This is a genomic window from Pseudomonas sp. yb_9 (assembly GCF_043103635.1).
GTDB classification, from domain to species: domain Bacteria; phylum Pseudomonadota; class Gammaproteobacteria; order Pseudomonadales; family Pseudomonadaceae; genus Aquipseudomonas; species Aquipseudomonas monteilii.
On sequence record NZ_JBICKA010000043.1, the window covers coordinates 39,792 to 61,064 of the forward strand.

27 protein-coding genes and 1 tRNA gene are annotated in these 21,273 nt (G+C 59.1%); 22 read left to right on the plus strand and 6 right to left on the minus strand.

The features are described 5' to 3' along the window. Positions 1-33 precede the first annotated feature (33 nt). The 17 genes from ACF8MI_RS11205 to ACF8MI_RS11285 all read left to right on the plus strand — a co-directional run bounded on the left by ACF8MI_RS11205 (position 34) and on the right by ACF8MI_RS11285 (position 14,392). Positions 34-330 (plus strand): hypothetical protein, encoded by a 297-nt coding sequence (locus ACF8MI_RS11205; RefSeq protein WP_054882230.1) that lies wholly within the window; start codon positions 34-36, stop codon positions 328-330. Next, complete coding sequence (locus tag ACF8MI_RS11210) at positions 330-701, plus strand: hypothetical protein (RefSeq protein WP_054882229.1); 372 nt, start codon at positions 330-332, stop codon at positions 699-701. Before ACF8MI_RS11205 ends, ACF8MI_RS11210 begins: the two co-directional genes overlap by 1 nt. 1 nt (position 702) lies before the next feature. Continuing rightward, positions 703-1,086, plus strand: coding sequence for a glutamate 5-kinase (locus ACF8MI_RS11215; protein ID WP_392517524.1), 384 nt, complete (start codon positions 703-705; stop codon positions 1,084-1,086). A 2-nt stretch (positions 1,087-1,088) separates the two neighbouring features. Further along, positions 1,089-1,478, plus strand: coding sequence for an HK97 gp10 family phage protein (locus ACF8MI_RS11220; RefSeq protein WP_235767839.1), 390 nt, complete (start codon positions 1,089-1,091; stop codon positions 1,476-1,478). Next, complete coding sequence (locus ACF8MI_RS11225) at positions 1,475-1,882, plus strand: phage tail terminator-like protein (RefSeq protein WP_075044596.1); 408 nt, start codon at positions 1,475-1,477, stop codon at positions 1,880-1,882. Before ACF8MI_RS11220 ends, ACF8MI_RS11225 begins: the two co-directional genes overlap by 4 nt. 125 nt (positions 1,883-2,007) lie before the next feature. Next, entirely contained in the window at positions 2,008-2,529 is a 522-nt protein-coding gene (locus ACF8MI_RS11230; RefSeq protein WP_102084414.1) for a KilA-N domain-containing protein, read from the plus strand. Between the two features lie 64 nt (positions 2,530-2,593). Further along, positions 2,594-3,763 carry a phage tail tube protein gene (locus ACF8MI_RS11235; protein WP_392517525.1) on the plus strand — a complete coding sequence of 390 codons (1,170 nt, stop codon included), beginning with the start codon at positions 2,594-2,596 and terminating at the stop codon, positions 3,761-3,763. A 57-nt stretch (positions 3,764-3,820) separates the two neighbouring features. Further along, entirely contained in the window at positions 3,821-4,306 is a 486-nt protein-coding gene (locus tag ACF8MI_RS11240; protein ID WP_392517526.1) for a hypothetical protein, read from the plus strand. Positions 4,307-4,473: 167 nt separating this feature from the next. Further along, entirely contained in the window at positions 4,474-4,653 is a 180-nt protein-coding gene (locus ACF8MI_RS11245; protein WP_220466517.1) for a hypothetical protein, read from the plus strand. Positions 4,654-4,734: 81 nt separating this feature from the next. Then, complete coding sequence (locus ACF8MI_RS11250) at positions 4,735-5,154, plus strand: superinfection immunity protein (RefSeq protein WP_220466516.1); 420 nt, start codon at positions 4,735-4,737, stop codon at positions 5,152-5,154. A gap of 55 nt (positions 5,155-5,209) precedes the next feature. Beyond that, positions 5,210-8,125 carry a phage tail length tape measure family protein gene (locus tag ACF8MI_RS11255; protein ID WP_392517527.1) on the plus strand — a complete coding sequence of 972 codons (2,916 nt, stop codon included), beginning with the start codon at positions 5,210-5,212 and terminating at the stop codon, positions 8,123-8,125. 9 nt (positions 8,126-8,134) lie between these two features. Next, complete coding sequence (locus tag ACF8MI_RS11260) at positions 8,135-8,278, plus strand: hypothetical protein (protein ID WP_178095712.1); 144 nt, start codon at positions 8,135-8,137, stop codon at positions 8,276-8,278. Positions 8,279-8,304: 26 nt separating this feature from the next. Further along, a complete protein-coding gene (locus ACF8MI_RS11265) occupies positions 8,305-8,757 on the plus strand; it encodes a transposase (protein ID WP_392517528.1) in 453 nt (150 codons plus the stop codon). Continuing rightward, positions 8,754-9,233 (plus strand): DUF1833 family protein, encoded by a 480-nt coding sequence (locus tag ACF8MI_RS11270; RefSeq protein WP_060709479.1) that lies wholly within the window; start codon positions 8,754-8,756, stop codon positions 9,231-9,233. The genes ACF8MI_RS11265 and ACF8MI_RS11270 overlap by 4 nt, the downstream gene beginning before the upstream one ends. 2 nt (positions 9,234-9,235) lie before the next feature. After that, positions 9,236-9,643: a hypothetical protein gene (locus ACF8MI_RS11275; RefSeq protein WP_392517529.1), complete on the plus strand. Its 408-nt coding sequence runs from the start codon at positions 9,236-9,238 to the stop codon at positions 9,641-9,643. Continuing rightward, positions 9,609-12,665, plus strand: a complete 3,057-nt coding sequence (locus ACF8MI_RS11280; protein ID WP_392517530.1) for a host specificity factor TipJ family phage tail protein — start codon at positions 9,609-9,611, stop codon at positions 12,663-12,665. The genes ACF8MI_RS11275 and ACF8MI_RS11280 overlap by 35 nt, the downstream gene beginning before the upstream one ends. Positions 12,666-12,706: 41 nt before the next feature. Continuing rightward, the gene (locus ACF8MI_RS11285) at positions 12,707-14,392 is read left to right on the plus strand and encodes a hypothetical protein (RefSeq protein ID WP_392517531.1); all 1,686 of its coding nucleotides are present in this window, start codon (positions 12,707-12,709) and stop codon (positions 14,390-14,392) included. A 16-nt stretch (positions 14,393-14,408) separates the two neighbouring features. On the opposite strand, the gene ACF8MI_RS11290 is transcribed toward ACF8MI_RS11285, so the two are convergent. Next, the gene (locus tag ACF8MI_RS11290) at positions 14,409-16,481 is read right to left on the minus strand and encodes an acyltransferase family protein (protein WP_392517532.1); all 2,073 of its coding nucleotides are present in this window, start codon (positions 16,479-16,481) and stop codon (positions 14,409-14,411) included. Between ACF8MI_RS11290 and ACF8MI_RS11295 the strand changes: the two genes are divergently transcribed. The 4 genes from ACF8MI_RS11295 to ACF8MI_RS11310 all read left to right on the plus strand — a co-directional run bounded on the left by ACF8MI_RS11295 (position 16,472) and on the right by ACF8MI_RS11310 (position 17,976). Then, entirely contained in the window at positions 16,472-16,918 is a 447-nt protein-coding gene (locus tag ACF8MI_RS11295; RefSeq protein WP_392517533.1) for a structural protein P5, read from the plus strand. The genes ACF8MI_RS11290 and ACF8MI_RS11295 overlap by 10 nt on opposite strands. After that, positions 16,915-17,277, plus strand: a complete 363-nt coding sequence (locus ACF8MI_RS11300; protein ID WP_392517534.1) for a hypothetical protein — start codon at positions 16,915-16,917, stop codon at positions 17,275-17,277. The genes ACF8MI_RS11295 and ACF8MI_RS11300 overlap by 4 nt, the downstream gene beginning before the upstream one ends. A 92-nt stretch (positions 17,278-17,369) precedes the next feature. Continuing rightward, positions 17,370-17,615, plus strand: coding sequence for a hypothetical protein (locus ACF8MI_RS11305; protein WP_392517548.1), 246 nt, complete (start codon positions 17,370-17,372; stop codon positions 17,613-17,615). Between the two features lie 19 nt (positions 17,616-17,634). Continuing rightward, entirely contained in the window at positions 17,635-17,976 is a 342-nt protein-coding gene (locus ACF8MI_RS11310; protein ID WP_392517535.1) for a hypothetical protein, read from the plus strand. A gap of 306 nt (positions 17,977-18,282) precedes the next feature. Here the strand turns inward: ACF8MI_RS11310 and ACF8MI_RS11315 are convergent, their stop codons facing one another. The 3 genes from ACF8MI_RS11315 to adhP all read right to left on the minus strand — a co-directional run bounded on the left by ACF8MI_RS11315 (position 18,283) and on the right by adhP (position 20,089). Beyond that, complete coding sequence (locus ACF8MI_RS11315; protein WP_082426335.1) at positions 18,283-18,519, minus strand: hypothetical protein; 237 nt, start codon at positions 18,517-18,519, stop codon at positions 18,283-18,285. A gap of 263 nt (positions 18,520-18,782) precedes the next feature. Continuing rightward, positions 18,783-18,989: a DUF6434 domain-containing protein gene (locus tag ACF8MI_RS11320; protein WP_060497628.1), complete on the minus strand. Its 207-nt coding sequence runs from the start codon at positions 18,987-18,989 to the stop codon at positions 18,783-18,785. 89 nt (positions 18,990-19,078) lie between these two features. Next, positions 19,079-20,089: an alcohol dehydrogenase AdhP gene (adhP, locus tag ACF8MI_RS11325; protein ID WP_104834439.1), complete on the minus strand. Its 1,011-nt coding sequence runs from the start codon at positions 20,087-20,089 to the stop codon at positions 19,079-19,081. A gap of 382 nt (positions 20,090-20,471) precedes the next feature. Here adhP and ACF8MI_RS11330 point away from each other — a divergent pair, with 382 nt between their 5' ends. After that, positions 20,472-20,669, plus strand: coding sequence for a hypothetical protein (locus ACF8MI_RS11330; RefSeq protein WP_016711430.1), 198 nt, complete (start codon positions 20,472-20,474; stop codon positions 20,667-20,669). Position 20,670: 1 nt separating this feature from the next. Here ACF8MI_RS11330 and ACF8MI_RS11335 read toward each other — a convergent pair whose 3' ends face one another. Further along, positions 20,671-21,084, minus strand: a complete 414-nt coding sequence (locus tag ACF8MI_RS11335; protein ID WP_016711429.1) for a DoxX family protein — start codon at positions 21,082-21,084, stop codon at positions 20,671-20,673. Positions 21,085-21,188: 104 nt separating this feature from the next. Continuing rightward, positions 21,189-21,273 (minus strand) — tRNA-Leu (locus tag ACF8MI_RS11340).

The following is a 21,273-nucleotide window of genomic DNA, read 5'->3' on the forward strand; positions in this document are numbered from 1 at the left end:
CGCCCTTCGGGGCGCATTTCCCAGGAGATCGCCATGAGCGAGAAAGTGATTTACGAGAAGCACCCGGTCAGCCCTGAGCGAAAAGCCGAGCTGCGGCAGAAGGGGTACAAGATCATCGATGCGCGCTTCGCGCCCGATGACTACGAACACCCGGATCCGCTGAAGGAGGCCAAAGGCTCGAAGGCTGGCAAGTCCGCGGCCGACAAGAAGGCTGCCGAAGAAGCCGAGCTGAAGGCAAAGCTGCATGCCTCCCTGAACGAAAAGGGCGTGCAATTCAGCCCTGACGCCAGCCTTGAAGACCTCCAGAAGCTGCTGGGCGAGGCCAAGTAATGACCATCTACATCACCGTCGAGCAGGTAGACGCCCTGCTTGGGCAAACCTGGGCGCCCGCCGACCAGAAGGCCCGGGCGGTGCTGATGGCCAACACCTGGCTCACCAATCTCGGCCTGCCTGAGTTAGATCCGGTACCGGATGACGTGATTCAGGCAGGCGCCGAGATCGCCCGAGAGGCTGCGGCGGGCAACATCTACGGCAGGAAGGAAACCGGTGTGCTGGCCAAGTCGGTCAACGCTGACGGGGCGTCCAGCAGCAAAACCTACGCGGAATCATCGCGCACCATCAGCGCGGGCGAGTCGTTTGCCCTGGCGCTGCTGGCGCATTACCTCAATAGCAGCGGCCAAACCAAGATCGTGAGGGGCTGATATGGGACTTCGCGATGAGCTGCAGGCTGATCTTGCCGAGGCCTTCAATACGGACTTGGCTGATGCGGTGCTGGCCTTCACTGGCGAGTACATGGGGCCTGGTGTCGTTGATCCGGTCACCGAGGAGAGCACCGCCCAGGCGGTGACCTACGCCGGGCGTGGCGTGCTGTCGCGCTACGAAGACAGCCGGATCGACAACGTGAACATCCTGGTTGGCGACCTGCGCCTCACCGCGCTTGCCAACGAGGTCACCGATACCCCGGATGTTGGGCACAAGATCACCGCTCCCGATCTGATGGACCGGTCCAAGCAGGTGGTCTACCTGGTCAAGTCGGTGCGCTCCGACCCAGCGTCGGCCACCTACCGACTGCAGCTGAGGAAGTAGCCATGGCCAAGAGCAGGGGATGGAGCACGCCGCCAAGCCTATTCGCCGGCGTGGTCGAGGAGCAGCTTGCTCTGAGGGTTCGCACAATCTCAATGGAGATTCTCCAGTTAGTTCTTCTGGCAGCTCCGGTCGATACTGGTCGATTCAAGGGAAACAACATCGTGAGCATCGGAGCTCCGGTATACACGACCTTAGATGTGGTTGACCCTTCTGGAGGCGAAACTCTTGCTCGCGGGCTTTCGGCCATGAGTGGCCTTGAGCCTTACACGCAAGTGTTTATCCAAAACAACCTGGTGTACGCCGTCCCGCTTGAAGATGGCCATTCGAAGCAGGCTCCTGCCGGTATCTACGGAGTTTCTTTCAACAGCGTCGTACAGAAGTACAGCTCATGACCTTCGAACAGATCCGGGCCATTGTCATTGGCCGCATGCAGCAGTGGGCGGGCATTCCCGCATCCGCTGTCGACTACCCGAACAACCCGCAAGGGCCGTTCGACCCGTCCGGCAAACCCATCTGGGCCAGGCTGGCGGACGTTCCAGGCCTGTCCAGCGCGCCAGAGGTCGGCATCGGCCCATGCGTTCGGCGGACCGGCATCATCATGGTTCAGCTGTTCGTGCCCAGTAACAAGGGCACCCTGGCCATCACCAAGGCCGCCGACACGCTGGTCCAGCACTTCGAGTTCTACAGCGACCCGACCTGGCCATTCGAGTGCTACGCGGCCTCGGCCAATACCATCGGCGATGACGGGCACGGCTGGTACCAGGTGAACGTGTCGATCCCATACCGGGCCTACTGAGCCCTCAATTTCTGCCGCAAGGCAACCCAACACGCAGCCTAGGCCCGTACAGCCGAACGGTGGATGTTCGTTCATCCGTCCGCCCCGGCTGCGTATCTATTCGCCTGATGAACGAGGTGTCACAGATGATCGAGAGCAACGTCATTCCGTTTCACTACCAAGGCCAGGCAGTACGCTTCAAGGGCGACGGCTGGATCAATGCAACCGATGTAGCCAAGCGGTTCGGCAAGCGGCCAGCGCACTGGTTGGAGCTACCAAGTACCAAGAGCTACATGAACGCACTCAGGAAGCACCTGGGTGCTGGGTTTGATGTCGGAAAATCCGACCTCAAGCTTGTTGAGTCCTCGAAAGTGCGTGGCAAGGCGGGCACCTGGCTCCACCCAAAGCTGGCTGTAGCGTTCGCTCGCTGGCTCGACGATGACTTTGCCGTCTGGTGCGACCTGCACATTGATGCCCTGCTGCGCGGTGAGCTGAACGAAAAGCAGCAGTTCGACCGAGCTTGCCGGGCGCTCGACGATGCAAAAGAAGTTGCAAGCCTGAGCGGCCGAGAGCTCGCCCGCTGGCGCAACAAGAAGCCTGGGCTTGAGCATGAGGTCGAGTACTGGCGTGACCAGCTGCAAATGACCCTGGGCCTCGACGCGGCCTGATCCAAGCCCAACCAATGCGCCGCCACATGGCGGTTTTTTTACGCCTATCGATAGGAGAAACCGCATGTCGAGCGGAGCCAAGGTCCAGCTGGCCTGGATCAAAGAAGAAACCCCCGGCGTGACACCGGCCGGCGACTGGAACGTGCTGACCCGCATCAGCAACGGCCTGATGCCGACGTTCAACTCGGAAGAGAACAACGAGATCGGCTTCACCCGTATGTCGCAGGGCACCGCCCAGACCACCGTGGATGTGGGCGGCGATATCGAAACCAAGTGGCGCTATGGCGCGCTGGACGAGTTCATGGCCTCCTGCTTCGGCAAGGACTGGGCCGGCAACGTCCTGACCATGGGCGACGACCGCATCACCTTCTCGATCGCATCCTACGCGACCGATATCGGTGTCTCGGCCATTGCTCGCGGCGTGCAAGTCGCCAACATGAACTTCGATTTCCCAGGCGACAACGAAGTCACGGTCACCATGACCATGGCGGCGCGCTCCTGGGATGACAAGGGCGACAACACGTCGTTCATCGTCAACGCCCAGCCCGAGGCCAGCCAGCGCCGCTTCAGCTTCAAGGACATCAGCGGCCTGAAGATCAACGGCGTCCAGGTGGGTGAGGACAACGCCTGCGTCGACAGCTTCAACCTGCAGTTCGACAACGCCGTGCAGACCCAGCGCTGCATCGGCAACGGCAACCCGTACCCGGGCAACATCATTGCCACCACGTTCACCCCATCCGGCGCGATCATCATCAGCTGGTCGAAAATGGGCTACGAGCTGTGGAAGGCGCAGAAGACCAACGACGCGATCAGCCTGGAGTTCACCATCGGCAACGCCGACGGCGGCTACAAGTTCCTGATCCCCGAGATGGAAGTGACCGCTGACTGGCCTGATGGCGGCTCGACCGACATCATCCAGGTGGAACTGAACTACACCGCCCGCCGCGTGGCTCCGACCATCACCCGCCTGCCGGCGCCGATTGTTGTGGCCGCCGTGGATGTCACCCCGGCCACCTTGAGCTTGGCAGTGGGCGACACCGGCGACCTCGAGGTCGTGGTAACCCCAGCCGGTGCAAGCCAGCAAGTCACCTGGACCAGTTCCGCCCCGGCCATCGCCAGCGTGAGCGAGACCGGCCTTGTCACCGGCCTGGCCGTGGGCACCGCCACCATCACCGCGACCAGCGCTGCAGACGGCACCAAGACCGACACCTGCGCTGTCACCGTCACCGCTTAAACCTTTGCCCGGCGCGCCCTGCGGTGTGCGCCGGGCCTTTTACCGCAGAGGAATACCATGGGCATCACCATTGCAAAGAAGCCTGAGCTGGACATCAACGGCGAGCGTTGGGTGCACTTCAAGGTTGGCCCGGACGGCCTGGCCGTGAAATGCGACAAGGGGCCGGACACTGCCGCGATCCTGGTCGCGTCCATCGCCAACCCGATCTACAAGTCGCACCAGGCCGTGATCCGCCGGCACCTCGCCGCGCTGAACCAGCAGGCCGGGGTTGGCACCGCTGGCTTCACCGTCGACTCCATCCCCGATGTCGAGCTCGAAACCGACTACGACCTTTTCATCGACCTCGCCGCCAAGCACCTGATCAAGGATTGGCAGGGCATCGATGTAGAAGAGCGCCCGGGCGAGCCAGCCAAGTACACCCCGCAGCTGTGCAAGGCGCTGATCGAGCAGCTGCCCAGCGTCTACTTCCTGGCCCTGCGCACTGCCCTGGACATCGCCAAGCGCATCGAGGAGCAGGCCCAGGCCACTGCGGAAAAGCAGTAGCGGCATATCGCTGGGGTAGGGACTGGGCCGGGCCTGAGAACGAAAAGAAGCTCTGGAAGCATGAGCGCCTCGGGCTCAAGGCCCAGGAGCCTCCAGAAATCGACGACGTGGTTGCCGAGATTCTTGAGGCCTACGGACATATCGGGCGATCCCGGCAGTATGTCGGCATGATGGGAGCCCCGGCACCGATTGCACCGGCAGCCATCGCCGAATACCTCGACCGCTACCCCTCAGTGATATGCCGCGAAGAGTTCGATGCCGCGATCTTCGCCCTGGACGACGAGTTTCGCCGGCGGTGGGATGAGCAGAATCAGAAAGAGGTCGAAAAGGCCAGGCCCAAGAAGTAGGCGTTGCCATCAGCCCCTTCATTGGTCGGCACCTCCGTGAAGTGCTAGCATCCAGCCATACGTTCATACAGGGATGAGTTTATGTTTGCATTGAGATTCGTGGTTTTGGCATTTCTGGCTGCTTACAGCCTGGGCATGGGGACCATACCAGCTAATGAACTGAATGCCTTCGGCAAGCTAGTAGTGTTCTCTGGGCTGATCAGCGTTCCGCTGCTTTACATGCTCCCCACAATCGAAGCCAAGTTTCGCGGGCATACGAATATCGCCTCAATCGGGCTCGTAAACTTCTTTCTAGGCTGGTCGCTTATTGGCTGGGTAGTCGCACTGGTATGGGCCTTCAAAAATCCAGAAACGGCACCTGCAGTGGCCGCTCCGAACAAAGAGGCGCCGGTAGTGGAACAGGCTGCCGCAGCCACAAAAACCTGCCCATTCTGCGCTGAAGATATCAAGGTAGAAGCCATCAAGTGCAAGCACTGTGGCAGCTCCCTAGTGGTGAGCTAACACCAAACACATACAAGACCCGCTTCGGCGGGTTTTTTTATGCCCGGAGAAAGGTATGACCCAGGAATCCCGCCTGGCGGTAACGATCGACTCGCGGGGCGCAAAGCGCAATGCGGATGACCTGACGACATCCCTCGAGCGGATGGAGAGAGCGGGCGACGCAGCAGCCTCGTCGGCCGATGGTGTGAGCAACAGTCTTGACGACCAGCGGAAAGAGCTTGCCCAACTGCTGGGCCAGATAAACCCAACGGTGGCCGCCCTTGGTCGCCTCGACGACATGCAGGAGAAGCTGGCCAAGCTGAAGAAAGCCGGGGTTGTCGAGAGTGACACGTTCGTCGAGTACACCCAACGCATCAATACGATGCGAGAGGCGCTCGGTGAAACGACCACCAGCATGAACAAGGCCGGCATGTCAGCCAAGGCATACCAAGCAGCCCTGCGCGGGGTTCCTGCCCAGTTTACCGATATCGCGGTCAGCCTTCAGGGCGGTCAGGCACCGCTTACGGTCTTCCTGCAGCAGGGCGGCCAGCTCAAGGATATGTTTGGCGGCGTTCTTCCAGCCGCAAAGGCTCTTGGTGGTTATGTCCTTGGCCTGGTGAATCCGTTCACAGTGGCGGCCGCAGCCGCCGGAACGCTGGCCCTGGCCTACTACAAGGGCTCCGAGGAGTCGGATCGGCTTACCGACGCGATCATCCGAAACGGAAACGCTGCTGGCACCAGCTACAGCGAACTGGCAGGGCTTGCAGAACAGGTCGCTGCTACGGGCACGACGGTTGGTGCGGCATCGAAGGTTCTCGAACAGCTTGCCGGGGCCGGTAACGCCCTCACCCCGATGTATGCGCAGATCACCAAGGCATCACTGGCCTGGTCGAAGCAGACCGGGGAAGACGTTACGAAGGTGGTCCAGTCCTTCAATGAGATCGCTAAAGGACCAGTTGAGGCGGTGAAGAAGCTCGACGCAGAGCTCAACTTCCTAACCGCCAGCCAGTACGCGAACATCATCTCTCTGGATAAGCAGGGCAAATCCATCGATGCGGCCAGGGCGGCTACCGACCTTTATGCAACCGCATTGAGCACCAGGTCGGCAGAGATGGAGAGCAATCTCGGCTCGCTCGAATCAGCCTGGCAATCCCTCGGCAGCTTCGCCAAGAAAGCCTGGGACGCGATGCTGGATGTCGGGAGGAAGACGACTCCAGAACAGGAGTTGGCAGACGTCTACAACCAGATCGCCGAAGCGCGCAAGTCCATCAGCAAATATGGGACTGCCGCGAGCAGCCTGATGGGCGTTAACCCTGACAGCCTCAAGGCGCTCGAAAAGCGAGCCACTGAACTACAGGGACGTATCGCAGACGAAGGCTGGAAAGCCTGGGAAGGAACAACCAATCGGATTGTTCAGGACGCCGGCAAAAAAGGCGTAGACCTGATCAATTCGACGTTCACTGCCGCGCAAACCCAAACCCAAAAGCTACAGAAGCAGCTGGTTGATCTGGACAAGGCGCGCGCGGATGCGATGGCCTCTGGCGGATTCACTGCCGAGCAAGAAACCAAGTACGCCACTGCCCGCAAGAACATCGAGCAGGAAATCGCGGACATCAAAGCCCGCGAGGCGAAGAAAAACGCGCCGAAGAACGTAAACCGCGGCGTGGCTGAGGCGGAGAACACCTTCGCCCGCCTGTACGGCCAGTACGACCCAGCTGCCCAGGCCGCCAGAGCACTCACCAAGGAGCAGGGCCAACTGGACCTGGCGCTGAGCAAGGGCAAAATCACCCAGGAGGAATACAGCAAGGCGCTGGCCCAAGCCTCGATCAACTACGCTGCTGCCATAAAAGGTGCCAAGGGCCTGACGGCTGCCGAGCAATATCGGGCGCAACTGGAGCGGCAACTGCAAACTGATCGTGAAGAAAATAGGGTCAATGCCGCAGCTGTCGGAACGGGCGACCTGCAAGCGGAGCGAGCAAGAAGTCAGATTCAGCTGGTCCGCGACACGAACACCACGATTCAGAATCTGATGACCGAGAGGGATCGGACTGAATCAGAAAGAGAAAAACAGGCCATCCAAAGGCAGATCGACCTACAGCGTGAGTACCTGCCTCAGCGCATAGCTGAGATGCAAAACGGTTGGGCGATGATGGACCAGGCCATGCTCAACCCGATCAACGGGTGGACGGCTGCCGTGCAGAACTTCGGTAACCAGGCGCGCGACATTGCCGGGCAAACGCAGTCGATCTTCTCCAACGCATTCAACACCATCTCGACCGATATCACCGACGCGATCATGAGCGGGCAGCTGTCCATGAGCACGCTTGGCGATATCGCTTCGAACGTGGTGCGCGAGATCATCGCCGGTTTCGTGAAGATGGGCGTGCAGATGGCGCTGAATGCTGCGCTGAACGCCACTCTCGGCACCGCTGCGGCCGGCCAGAGCATGATCCTGGCGGGTACCACGGCCACGGCCTGGGCACCGGCGGCGGCGATGGCATCCCTGGCAACGCTCGGTGCCAACTCCGTTCCTGCAGCGGCCGCACTGACCTCGACCACGGCCCTGGCCACCAGCCTGGCTGTGATCCCGGGCTTCGCCACCGGCGGCTATGTGTCCGGCGCTGGCACCGGCACCTCCGACAGCATCATGGCCCGTCTAAGTGATGGCGAATTCGTCGTGAATGCCGCTGCGACCAAGCGCAACAGGGCGCTGCTGGAGGCGATCAACTCGAATGAGCGGGTATCGGTGGCCGGCGGTGGCGGGTCGGTTGTATCGACTCAATCATCCGGCAGCGCACAGGCTCCAGTGGTCGCCCAGCCAAACGTCACCGTGAACCTGATCGAAGACCGTTCCCGCGCCGGCACAGTAGATCAGCGCCCCGGTGACAACGGCCAGCTTGAGATCGACGCCTTCGTTGCTGACATCTGGGGAGACGGCGAGCGAGCTCAGGCGCTTCAGGCGGCCTTTGGTCTTCAGCGCGTTCCAACGTAAGGAAATTACATGACCACCGAAACGGAAGAGGCCGATACCGGGCCGGGCTCAACTGTGCCCGAGCCTGTCGCGCCGCCTGACGAGAAAGAGCTCCTTCTGCAAAGGCGGCTAGCCCGCATCGAGGAAGCGCTGGGCCTCAGCCCGCTCACCTAAATAGAAACCTCAGCTGAGGAACGGCAATGATTCAATACCCGGCAGAATTGCCACTTCCTCTGCAGGAGGGGTATGGCCTGAGCACGGTTGATCCGATGCGTGCCACCCAGATGGTTACCGGGCGCACGCGATACCGGGTCCGGCACAGTTACGTTCCGACTGAGTTGAGGTTCAACTTCAACTTTAGCCAGGATGAGGCTGGCATCTTCGAAGCCTGGTATGCGCGGACGATCAATAACGGTCTGGAGTGGTTCGAGATCCAGTTGCAGACGCCGGCCGGCTTCACGCTGTACGAAGCGCACTTCAAGGCGATCTACCAAGGGCCTGACCTAACCCAAATCAATCGATGGCGTTATTCGGCGGTCCTGCAACTGAAGCAGCGACCGCTGATCCCGGCACCGTGGGAGCAATTCCCGCAGTACTGGCTGAACAAGAGCGTCATCGACGTGGCGATAAACAGGGAGTGGCCTGAAGCATGAGTCTGATCGAGGAGTGTTACGCCTCTGGCAGGGGCGAGCTTGTAGACACTATCGAAGCGCGGGAGGAAGGTGGAACCGTCTCCCATCTGTACTGTTCTGGCTGGGAAGACCGGGTGTGCACCACCGAAGACGGTCGGACGCTCACCTTCATCGCGATGGCCATGGATTTGGCCCTTCCGAAGAACGACAACAGCGCGTTCCAGAACCTTGTGCTGGGCCTGGACAACGTGACCGGCGAGGTGCAGGAGGTGGTGGAGGCGGCCAAGGCTGCCGACAAGCGCTTCATCATCACCTTCCGGCGCTACCTGGCCGAAGATCTCTCCTTCCCGAGCGAGCGGTACCGCATGACCCTGCTCAGCAGGGAGTATGAGGACGACGTGGCCAAGCTCACCGCTGGCTTCTTTGACCTGCTCAACACCAACGGTCTGCGCACCGTCCTGACCACCTCTCTGGCGCCTGGCCTGAAGTACATCTGACCATGATCGAGAAATTCATGCGCGCCCCGTATCGCGAGGGTGCACGGGGGCCCATTGCCTTCGATTGCTGGGGGTTGTGCCGGGCGATCCGCCACGAATTCTTTGGGCTGGATTTGCTGCCATCCCTGGGCGGCGTGGGCAAGGACAAGATCCTAGCGAACACGAAAGCCTACCGCGTGCTCCGCAAGGCGATGGAGGAATGCAGTCCGGAGCCTGGAGCCATTGCAGCGGTATTGCGCGGCAAAGCTCTTCTGCATGTAGGGACGGTTCTTCTCAGCGAGGGCCGACTGAAGGTCATCGACACAAACCCCGGCGGCGCCTGCCTCCGGACAACCGGCGAGTTCGAAGCCGCGCATCCAAGGGTGGTTTACTACCGTGACCGTCGAATTCTTCCCGAACAAACTCAGTGACACGGCGCCGCTCGGCACCTGGAAGACCGACCGCCGCATGTCCATCGAGGCGTGGCTGAAGTCGTTGGCTCCGTCCTACGAGCGCCGGGAAAGCCCGCCGATCAGCATTGTCCTCAATGATGAGGTGATCGAGCAGCACCTGTGGCACAAGGTTAAATTCAAGCCATCCGACTTGCTCCAGATCTACCGCGAGCCCAAGGGAACCGACCCGTTTTCCATCACCTTCGCCCTCTTCAAGGGCGCCAAGGCGGTGCTGAAGGCGATCATGCCGAAGATGCCGGGAATGCCGTCCAGCGCCGGAACTCAGCAGGGCGACCCTCTGACCGAGGCCAGTGCCAAGGGCAACAAGGTCAAACTGGGCGATCCTGTTCGGCAGATCGCCGGGCACCAGCGGGTCTATCCGTCGTACCTGGCCCAGCCGCGCCGCGCATTCCTGGCGCCTCGTGACCAGCGCGTAGAAATGTTGCTCTACATCGGCGAGGGCGAATACGACGTGCCTTTGGCCAAGGTCAAGGTAGGGGAAACCCCGCTGATCTCGCTGGGCGCTGATGCCACCTTCACCATCTACCCGCCAGGCGCTGACTTGTCTGGAGACCCTGCGCACATCAACTGGTTCAACGCGCCAGAGGTGGGTGCCAGTTCCAGCGGTTCGGCTGGCCTGGAACTGACCATGGCAACCGACCTGACCAGGTCGGCCACCGCCTCGGCGTACCAGTTTGTGGGCGACACCATCAGCGTGCCGGCCGGCTCCGGCCAATTCCCAGCGGACTGGTCGAACGGAATCATCGTCCGTGTGCTTGCACCGTACACCTACACCGTTATTGACGGCGGGGTTGGCCGAGATATCGTGCGCGGCCCGCTGGAGATGCTGAACCCAACTCCGGGGATGCTAATAGAGGTCGCCGGGGCTAACGCCGGCCTGTACGTGGTGAACAGCTATACGCCATACAGCCCAGCGGTGCCGGCCAACCCGGGCACCGCATCGACGCTGACCGGCTCGGCTGCGCCGACGCGCTACGACTTCAACGTCACGCCGCTGAGCTTCACCCTGTTCCGGGGCGCGACCAGCTACCCGATCACGCTGAACACTGCCACCACCAACTTGGCAGGACTGGTTTCTGCACTGAACACGCTGTTTAGCGGAATGCCATTCCAGGCGCAAGTGAGTGGCACTGTGCTGCGCATCGTCGAGCTCACGCCATTCGCCGGCCAGGCGATAACCGCCACCGGCGCGTCCACCATTTTGGGTGGGGCGCCAGTCGGCGTCACGGGCACGGCCACCACCAGCGCTATTCCTGAGCAGCCAGCCGAGATGACGCTGGACTATGACGGCGGCTCGCCTGTGGTAGGCCTGGCGCTTGGGCAAGGACTGGCCACCATCGGCCCGCGTGGTCTGCGGTACCGCATTACGGCCTTCAGCACGAGCCTGCTCGAGGTTGAGCGCCTGACCTCTTCTGGATCTACCGATTCAGGGTGGCCGGGCTTCAATGCCATGCAGACCGTGAACGGCCTGATCACCCTTGACGCATCGAACCTTCAAGGCGGTTACCGGGGCCCATTCGCCTGCTGCCCAGAGAACGAGAAGGTCATCGAACTGGAATGGTCGGTCACCTACGCCAACGGCCTGTGCGGCATTGGCCGGGAAGGGCAGATCTACGAGATTCCGACCTACTACGTGTTCGAGTACCGCGACATGGATGTAGCAGGGGCCTGGACTCAGCTGCAGTACATGAACGTCGGTGGGTCACTGGATGCTCAAGGATTCACGGAGCGATTGACCCTGCCATACGCAATGCGCGCTGAAGCAAGGGTTCGCAAGCAGTACGTTGACCGGCCGGGGCGAATCAATGATGAAGCCCGGGATGACGCAACCTGGACAGACCTGCGCGGGCGGATGCAGAACTCGCCTACCAGCTACCCGGGCCTGACGGTTATGACCTGCAACATCCGTGGCGGTGACCGGCTTTCAGCGCAATCAGAGAGCCAGGTGAGCGCTGAGGTTACCCGCATCCTGCCGCTGATGGCTGAAGGCACAGGACCAAGCCGCGACATCGTGCCCTGGTGCATCTATCAGCTGAAGCAGCGCGGATACACGGACGATGACCTTGATCTGCCCGAGTGGCAGGCCTTCCATAATATCTGCGTTGCCCGCGGCGACACCTACGACGAGACGCTGGATTCCACGATCACCGTAAAGGACATGATCAACAACGCGCTGGCGTGCGGGTTCGGTGAGCTGGTGACTTTCCGTGGCCTGCTGCGCCCAGTTCGTGACAGCGCCCGCGCCGCGTTCGATGTCGCCTACGGCCCGAAAACGCAGACCTACTCACCACAGAACATGACCAAGATGCTGAAGATTAGCGGCGCCATGCCGTCGATCAACGACTTCGACGGCGTGGATGTGGAGTTTTTCTCGCGCATCTCCTGGGCTTGGGAAACGGTCGAATGCCGCTGGCCTGGCGATCTCGGAACCAAGGTCGAAAAGATCAAGATGCCGGGAATCAGCGACAAGACCAGAGCCTGGCGAATCGGCATGCGCCGGCGTGGCCACCAGAAGTTCCGCACCGATATCTACACCTGGGAAACCGAGATGGACGGCAGCAACAGCGGCTATCTGAGCTTTGCAGCCGTTGCGGATGACGCGCCGAAGCGGTGCCAGAGCGCGATCCTGCTGGCCTTTGAGGTGACTGGGGCGGGCACGCTGCTGACCTCTTCGGAGCCGCTGGACTTCACCGCTGGCGGTGAGCACCTGATCGGTGTGCGCAAGCTGGATGGCACGCTGTCTGGGCCGTGGGCTTCCACGCAGGTGGACCAATACACGGTCAAGGTTGATGCGCTCGACTTCACACCCGTGGTCGACGGCCCGTTTGAGCCGCCGCACATACTGTTCGGCCCGGCCACCAGGTGGGCCTACCCAACCCTGATCACCAGTTCCGACCCAGCCAACGGCAACGTCGCCATGAAGGGCATGCCCTACGACGCCCGCGTTTACACCTACGACGACCAACTCCCGCCGGTCTGACCGGAACCATACGAGCATGCCCGCCATGAGCGGGCTTTTTCATGCCCGGAGAAAATATGCGATATAACACTGGTAACCCGGTTGGCCCGGACGGCTCAAACAGTCCGTTTGACCTTAACGATAACGCCGGGATTATAGATGTATGGGCAAATGATCGCTCAAAACGAAGCGCGACTGATCGCTTGGGGGTGCCCAGGAAAACTGTTTTTGGCCTTGAACAGCAGGTAAACGACTTCCTGGCAAATCAGGGGTATGAGCCTGTTGTTCTTAATTATGTAGATGGGCAGCCACTGGTTGTCGAAAGATCGACTCAGCTCTTAATGCGGGAAAACATTTTATACAGCGCCAGGCTTCCTGCGACATTTCCAGTGGTGCTATCAGGTGAGTGGCTGGACGACCAGGCTGAGCTTGTAACTCAGGTAGACAGGGATTTTAAAGCCAAAGTTAACCTAGAGGTCATGCCGATCTCTGAAAGCGTCATCGTGAAAATTCCTTCGGATTATCAATATATTCAGTCTGCTCTTGATGATCTTTATACAAAAGGTGCGAGTAAGGAGTTTAGAGTTGATATAGTAATTGAGTCGGGTCATCGACTCAAAAAAGGGTTTAGGATCATTGACAAGGATTTGTCGTTTGTGACTATTAAGTCCGTTGATCCTGTTGTGTTTCCTGCTGAAGACTTTGAGCATACCTCAAATGCCGACATAGGTTTGGATCAAATTGTAGCTAGGACTAGCAAGATAGGGTTTTTGTCGATAAGGTCAAAAGCTCCGGTTTGGGACATTCTTGTCGATATGGAAGGTATTCCAACTGTTTATGGCTACGCGCTTAATGCAGGAAGCTACGGCTACATAAGGTCAAATAAAGGAGTTAAAAATACATCTGACAGCGCAGCTCTGGCGGGAACGAATATTATCGTTGGGGGCGACAGTACTCTGGATGCGATGCATGGGGTTGCTGAGGGCGGGTACTTTTCAGGAATTACAGTTACTCACAGATCTAACGCGAATATCGCTGAGCTGCAGGCAGGAGGAGTGCGGGGGATTGGGATCGACGTATCAAGGGGGTCTACAGTCTACTGCAACCTAGCCAACGTAAGCGGAAGGAACCAAGGGGTATATGGGAGAAGGTGCTTTATTTCTGCTCAGGGGCTGGTTCTTGCTAATTGTACTGGCGCAGGCATTGTTGGAGGCTTCGGAGCAGTTATTGAGGCCAGTGATTCGAATTTTTCAGGTGCGCGGCCTACGTTCGGTTATATTCAGATCAGCGGGGGATGTTCTGTTGATGCCTCCAACTCGGTGGTCAATGGTGCTTTAATAAGTCGGTATGATGTATATCTAAATGCTGGTCTAAATAAGGTAACAGGTCGAGGCATTGTGCATGCTCAGCACGCTCGAGATTCTCATCCTTATTATCTGAGCGCAGGTGGTGCTAGTAGGCAAGTTTCAGGATCGATTTCTGTTTCTTCCGCATCCTATGCAACTGTGTTTTCACGCACTGATACTGGATACTTCGCGGGAGGGGTGGTGTATGGGAATGACGTTGGCTTCCGCCTGACGTGCGATGGCGCAGTCTTGATTGAGGATGTTAGCAGGGTGATCGGAGGGACTTCGGTTTCAGTAGCGTTCGTTCCGCCATTTGCCTTTGCGTCCAGCTGCACGCTGGAGGTATACAACCGCGCCAGCGTTACAGCCAACGTTGCTTACCGGCTAACCGAGTATCGGTAGCCGGTACTCTTAGTGGTCAGTTGTTAGCTACATCATGTCGAGAGAGGTTGAGCAGGGATTTAGGAATAGCTCCCGTCTTAACTGCGATCTGCCCAAGCTTCTCTGATCCAGCACGACTCAGGTGTCCGCCGTCATAGTAGAGCTGTGTCTTGCCAGAAAATGCGGAGCAAGTTTTCCCGTCACAGATAAGGTCACGCACGCTGAAGTAGGAAACATTGGAGCGTTGCTCTACACGCTTGATGATTTCCTTGTTGATGTTCATTTCTCCAGAGTCGGCCAGAATGGTTTTACTACCGCAATCGATGAATGGGATCTTCAGTGCTTTCTCAGAGCATTGTCTATCGATGGCGTTAAATGTCGGCGCTTTCAATGCAACAATTACGCGCTTTCCGCTGGCACTTAGCTCGTCGAGCATGGCATCGAAGTCTTCAATGAAAGCCGCTTTGTCCACTGCGTAGTAGGATGGCCAGCTTGCACCAACGATTATCGTGTCATATTTATCCATCTGTTTTTGAACTTCTGAGAAGTAGGAAGGGCAGCTTACCTTGTAACCCTCCTTGATGTAGCGAATGCTTCTTTGCCCAGGAAACGGAGGACAAGCAGAGTGCTCGACGTTCCTCACGGCAACGCCTTGGGCTTTGGCAATCTCATTCAGATAACCGGAAAAATGCGCAGCGTTTGAGTCGCCAATGAGGAGTGCGGTAGCCGGTTTTGTGGTGTCACCAAATATGCACTTTTCCGCAGTGAACAGCTCTGGCTTGAATGCATTCTGGCAAACGTATGGAGCTGATGCCGCAGGCTCAGAGCCAGAACGATTGGCCAACAACGCTTGCTCATAACCGGTTGGGTTGAAGGGCGCTATCAAACCATTGCTCACATACAAAGCCCCTGCAAGGGACAGCGCAACTGCAGCGGATGACGGTATGGCCAGGGTGAACTTCCACCCTCTGTTACCACGGAATGGGACCTCGATCAGGTGGTAGCTGAACATGGTTAGAGCGAGCATTACGGCAAGGCAAGCCAGGTTGCCCACGGCATCCGGCTCACCAAAGGCATAGCGATAGAACGCCAGGACTGGCCAGTGCCACAGGTAAAGCGAGAATGACACCAAGCCAATCGCTACCATTGGACGGATAGCAAGAACGCTACCAACAAAAGTCTTCCCGAAGCTTCCTGCTGCCATTACCAAGGCGGCACCGACGGCGGGAACAACCGAAATAAAGCCAGGGAAACCTTCAGTTTCGCGAACGAAGGCGAGCGACCAAGCCAGCAACAGAGCGCCTGCAACCGCCATGGCCTGGGCATACAGTTGATTGACCCGCCCCTTGAACGCCTCTGCACCAAAGAAGGCGATTCCACCAATGAGCAGCTCACCGGCACGAGATGGGAGCATGTAATAGGCGAAGGTCGGATCTGTCGCCAGTTTGCTCTGCCCATACCAGAAAGAAGCCGAAGCGATTAGTGCTGCTACTCCAACCGTTGCGGCTCTACCGCCAAACTTCAACGTGATCAGCAGCAGGGCTGGCCAGATCAGGTAGAACTGTTCCTCGACACCTAGTGACCACATGTGGAGCAAAGGAACAGTGTCAGATGACGCTGCAAAGTAGCTCGTATCGAGGAACTTCCAGAAGTAGATGTTTGCGGCTGACAGAGTCGATGCGATTGCTGAAAGAGATAACGCCTTCGCATCGTCTGGTAGCATGAATACAGATCCGAACAACAGGGTAGCCAGAGTTGCAAACAAGGCTGCTGGCAGAATGCGTCGGACTCGTCGCATGTAGAAGTCAGTAAACGAGAAATTTCCTGCGGCCGCTTGTCTCGCCACGATCCCGGTAATTAGGAATCCCGAAATCACAAAGAAAATGTCAACACCAACGAATCCGCCGGGAAGCCATTTCTTATTGAAGTGAAAAATTACCACAGCCAAAACGGCCAATGCCCTGAGCCCGTCGATATCCGGGCGGTAGGCCAAATGTTTGCCTTGCATCTCTGATTTCCCTGTCATGGGGCCGCTGAATAAGCGGCGAATAATACCTTTTTGCCCGCATTTGCGGGTTTTTTTGTGCCTGGAGAAAACCAATGGCAACACCACGCGGTGTCCGCAACAACAACCCCGGCAACATCGATTACAACCCGCGCAACGCCTGGCAGGGCCAGCTCGGCCTGGAAGAGGGGGTATCCAAGCCACGCTTCGCCCGCTTCGACCATCCCGAAAATGGAATCCGTGCCCTGGGCAAGCTGCTGATCAACTACCGTGGCAAGGATGGCATGCCCGGGGTGGGCGGGAAGGGCATCGATACGGTGCTTGAAACCGTCAACCGCTGGGCGCCCAGCAACGAGAACGACACCCAGGCCTACGCCTCGGCCGTGGCCAAGCGCCTGGGTGTGAAACCGACTGACCCGATCAACATCAAGGATCCGGCCACGCTGCGCGGAATGGTGCTCAGCATCATCATCCACGAGAACGGCGGTAACCCATACCCCCAAACGATCATTGATGAGGGTATTCGGCGGGCGCTGGCGTGACGGCCTGGGCACTGCGGGCGGCTGGCGCTGGTCTGCTGATAATCGTCGGCATTGCCGTTGGAGCCTGGGTGACGATCAACCACTTCCGACCGGCTCTCGACGCAGAACAGGACTTGGTGGCGGCGTGCACCGCGGCCCGCGACAACCTCGCAGGCCTAGCTCAGGAGCAGGGGAAGGCCCTGGGCGACCTGACTCTGGCGGCGAACAAGCGCCAGGCCAGGGTGGAGCAAGCGGTAGCCGAGGCGAAGGCCAGCGCCCAGGGTGACTACGCCGCGGCGAACCGGCTTCAGCAGGAACGGACTGGTGGCGACCAATGCGCGGCTGCCATCTCGATCATCGACGAGGAGCTGGGCCTATGAGGCTGGGCCTGAAATCAAAATGCTGTGGGAGCGGAACGCCGCTGTTTCAGGCTGCACGCCGTGTATTTCGGGGCTTTGCCTTTAGGAGCGGGCTGGTGCTGACCCTGGGCCTTGCCGGGTGCGCAGGTAAGCCAGCGCCGCAAGTGCAGTACGTGCGCGTCGAGGTGCCGGTGCAGGTGCCCTGCCGGGTGCCGGAAGTCGCGGTACCGTCTTGGGCGGCTGCCGGCCTGCGGAAGTCCGACAGCCTGGAGGTGAAGGTGCGGGCGCTGTTGGCTGAGCGGCGGCAGAGGATAGGATACGAGAAGCAGCTGGAGGCGGCGGTTCAGTCCTGCCGCTGACCGGTGATTGCCTGAGGGCATGACGGCCTATACGATACTGGTTTTACGTACAGTATTAGCCATGCCGCTTCCATACCCGCCACACTGGGTAACCGCACTCGATGACCGCGAGCCACTGATCACAGATCCAGAGGCGCGTGTGGCCGTGCTCAGGCAGATGGCCTACGACTGCTATCACCGGGCGGAGGTGTCCTTCGAGGATATGGGCGACATGCTTGAGCTTGCCGACGCGGCCCGCGACTGGGCGCTGATGGAGCACGAGGAGGCCTGGGCTATAGGCCTGTTCGGCAAGTACGAGCCAGATCACCCGCTTGGTCACCAGGTGATAAAGGGGGCGGGAAAGCCTCCGGGCTGTGAGTAGCTATATAAAGGAAGGGAAGCGGTCGGCAGAACGCCGGAAGATGGGATCTGGAAGCGTGGGACAATTATGGGACATCGAGTGTCCCAAACGATGATGAATCAAGATGCATCAAAATTAGGCAAAACCCAATAGATATAGGGGGTTGAGCGATTTCATCCAGCAAAATAGCAGGTTCGTACCGGATTGCAAATCCGTCTACGCCGGTTCGATTCCGACCTCGGCCTCCACCATTCGAAAGCCCCGCAGACTAACGTCTGCGGGGTTTTTATTTGCGCGCTGGAAAGTCTGATCATTTCCGCTTGGGCGCTAGCCTTCAGGCAAGGTTACGCCACAGACAAAATCACGCGACCCCAGGCGATGCGAGCCGAACTCCACGACGTAACCTTTCCCTCGGCGCTGTGCTTCCGCTTCGGCGGTCTTCTGGTCGGCATAGACGTCGACGAAATGCCAGGGATGCCTGTCTCTCAGAACGCCCCATCCCAGAACCCAGCCCGCTCTGGAAGGATCTGGCGGTAGATGCTTGGCCAAGCTTCGAATCGACATGCCCATCTCCTCGTGTGTACAGGCTCGATGCTGCATCTTGAGCACTTAGCTTGAACCGCACCACCCATACGTGGTCATCAGAAGGGAGGGCGGTAATCACGCCCCGGTTCCCTCACCACGAATTGAAATGTTCGCAAGCTAACGTTGAGCTCAAGCCCATTCCACCAGCGAGGTCGTCAGGAAATGGATTATTCCAGCATGGTTGAAGCGTTGGACAAGATGTTGGAGAAAGCGGCTGCAACACAGGTGCCCGCCAACGAAAGTCAGCGATGCATCCGTAACCATTCATCCGCGACGTCGCCCATGGTGGACGGCGTCCCGCTCTTGATCCACGCCATGAAGGCTCGGTCGAACGTGAATGCCTGGCCACACTCGCCGAGCAGAAACTGACGCACCTTCTGCGTGTTGCGGTAGTGCTTGTCCAGGGGCGTGGTGCGGGTAATCGGCCCGGCGTGCCAGTCGAAGCTCATGGTCTGTTCCTTGACTATGAAAGGGGCAAAAGCCCGTGAATGATCATCCCCGGGCTTTTGGTCGTTCGAAATGATCGGCCTTCAGGCTATCAACCTTCGAACTGGATCACCATGCGGCCTTTGATCTTGCCTTCCAGCATCTCGTCGAAGATCTGGTTAATGTCCTCGATTGGCCGCAGGGTTACCTTGGGCACTACTTTGCCTTCAGCGGCAAACTGGAAGGCCTCTTGCAGGTCTTGCCGTGTGCCGACGAGCGAGCCAACCACTTCGATTCCGTCCAGCACCAGGCGGGGGATATTCAGGTCCATGGACTCTGACGGAAGCCCGACGGCAACCAGGCGGCCGCCTGCGCGCAGCGCATCTACAGCCGAATTGAATGCACCTTTGGCAACGGCGGTAACCACAGCTGCATGGGCACCCCCGGTCTTGGCCTGGATGACCTTCGCGGCGTCTTCGGTGCGCGAGTTGATCACCAGGTCGGCGCCCATTTCGCTGGCGAAGCGCAGTTGCTCTTCGTTTACGTCAATGGCGATCACTTTGGCGTTGAACACGTTCTTGGCGTATTGCAGCGCCAGGTTGCCCAGGCCGCCGAGGCCGTAGATGGCGATCCATTGGCCGGGGCGGATGTTGGAGATTTTTACCGCCTTGTAGGTGGTCACGCCGGCGCAGGTAACGCTGCTGGCGGCGGCGGAGTCGAGGCCGTCAGGTACCTTGACCGAATAATCGGCTTTGACGATGCAGGCTTCTGCCATGCCGCCGTCCACGGTGTACCCGGAGTTCTTCACTTCGCGGCACAGGGTTTCGTTGCCGCTGGTGCAATAGTCGCAATGCCCGCACCCCTGATAAAACCATGCCACGCTGGCACGGTCGCCTGGCTTGAGCGAGGTAACGCCCGGCCCGACTTCCTGGACCACGCCGATGCCTTCGTGGCCCAACACGACGCCGGTCTTGTCGCCGAAGTCGCCGTTTTTTACATGCAGGTCGGTGTGGCACACACCGCAGCATTGCATCTTCAGCAGCGCTTCACCGTGTTCGAGGGGGCGCAGGGTTTTCTCAACCACATCCACGCGACGGCCTGGCGCAACAACAGCAGCTTTCATAAGAGCCTCCGTGTCTATCCGAGTGAGCTTGGGTTATCGCCGGGTTAGCATAGCCCTTGCGTGGCCGTGCAAAACTGCTTCAGGTCATGGAGTGGGTGAGCGCCACAAAAGAAAAGCCCGCGGCAATGATGCGGCGGGCTGCAAGAACGTACGGAGCAGTGTCAGTGTGCCCATCCGTTTGTCAGTATTTCGTGAAGCGCAGGTCATGAGGCTGTCATCTGCGCAACACCATAAAAAAGCCCGCCATGAGCGGCGGGCAAAAGACGTTTGAAGGGAGAGCCTGCAGGTTGCGCCCGGTTGGTTAACCCAGGATTAAGTGGCAACGCATTGACCTCGGAACCTGATCAGCCTATACAGGCCTGCCATCACGCCAGGAGCCAGCATGCACGACGAAGACGACCTGCACGAACCCGAACACGATCACCTGCTCGACCATGAGTTTCTCTACGACGACGTGGAGCACGAGGCAGATGCCCAGGGCGCCGAGGATGAAGTGGAAGAAGACGAGGAAACGCTGGATGACCTCGATGACGAGGAGCGGGATCACCCAGCCTGGTTCGACGATTGCGAAGACGACTGACCTAGCGGCCGTCCACCGAGAAACGCCCTGGGCCGCTTACGGCCAGCAATAGCAGGCCGCCCATGATGGCGAGGTTTTTCAGGAACTGGGTCATGTTGGCGCTGCGCTCGGGGTCGACCATGTTCCAGAACGGGTGGCCCAGCAGCGCCGTGCCCAGCACGAACAGTGCGAACAGGAACGCCAGCGGCCGGGTATAGAAGCCCAGGATCAGCAGGATACCGACCACGAACTCCATGAGCACGGCAATCGCAGCCGCCAGCATGGGGGCAGGGGCACCCAGCGAGGTCATGTAGCCGACCGTGCCGTCAAAACCGGTCAGCTTGGCCCAGCCCGACAAGACGAACAGGATCATCAGCAGCACGCGGGCTATCAGGATAATGATGTCGCGTTGGCCATCAAACAGTGAGTAGCGCATGGCGGCGTTCCAGTGGACGAGTACAAGCTCCACTCTAGCAGCTGCGCGAGACATTGCCGGCAGGCAGCAAAAAGGCGCCGCAAGGGCGCCTTTTCAACGAAGTTTGGTGCGAGTGGCGGGACTCGAACCCGCAAGGCTCACGCCGACAGATTTTAAGTCTGCTGTGTATACCAATTCCACCACACTCGC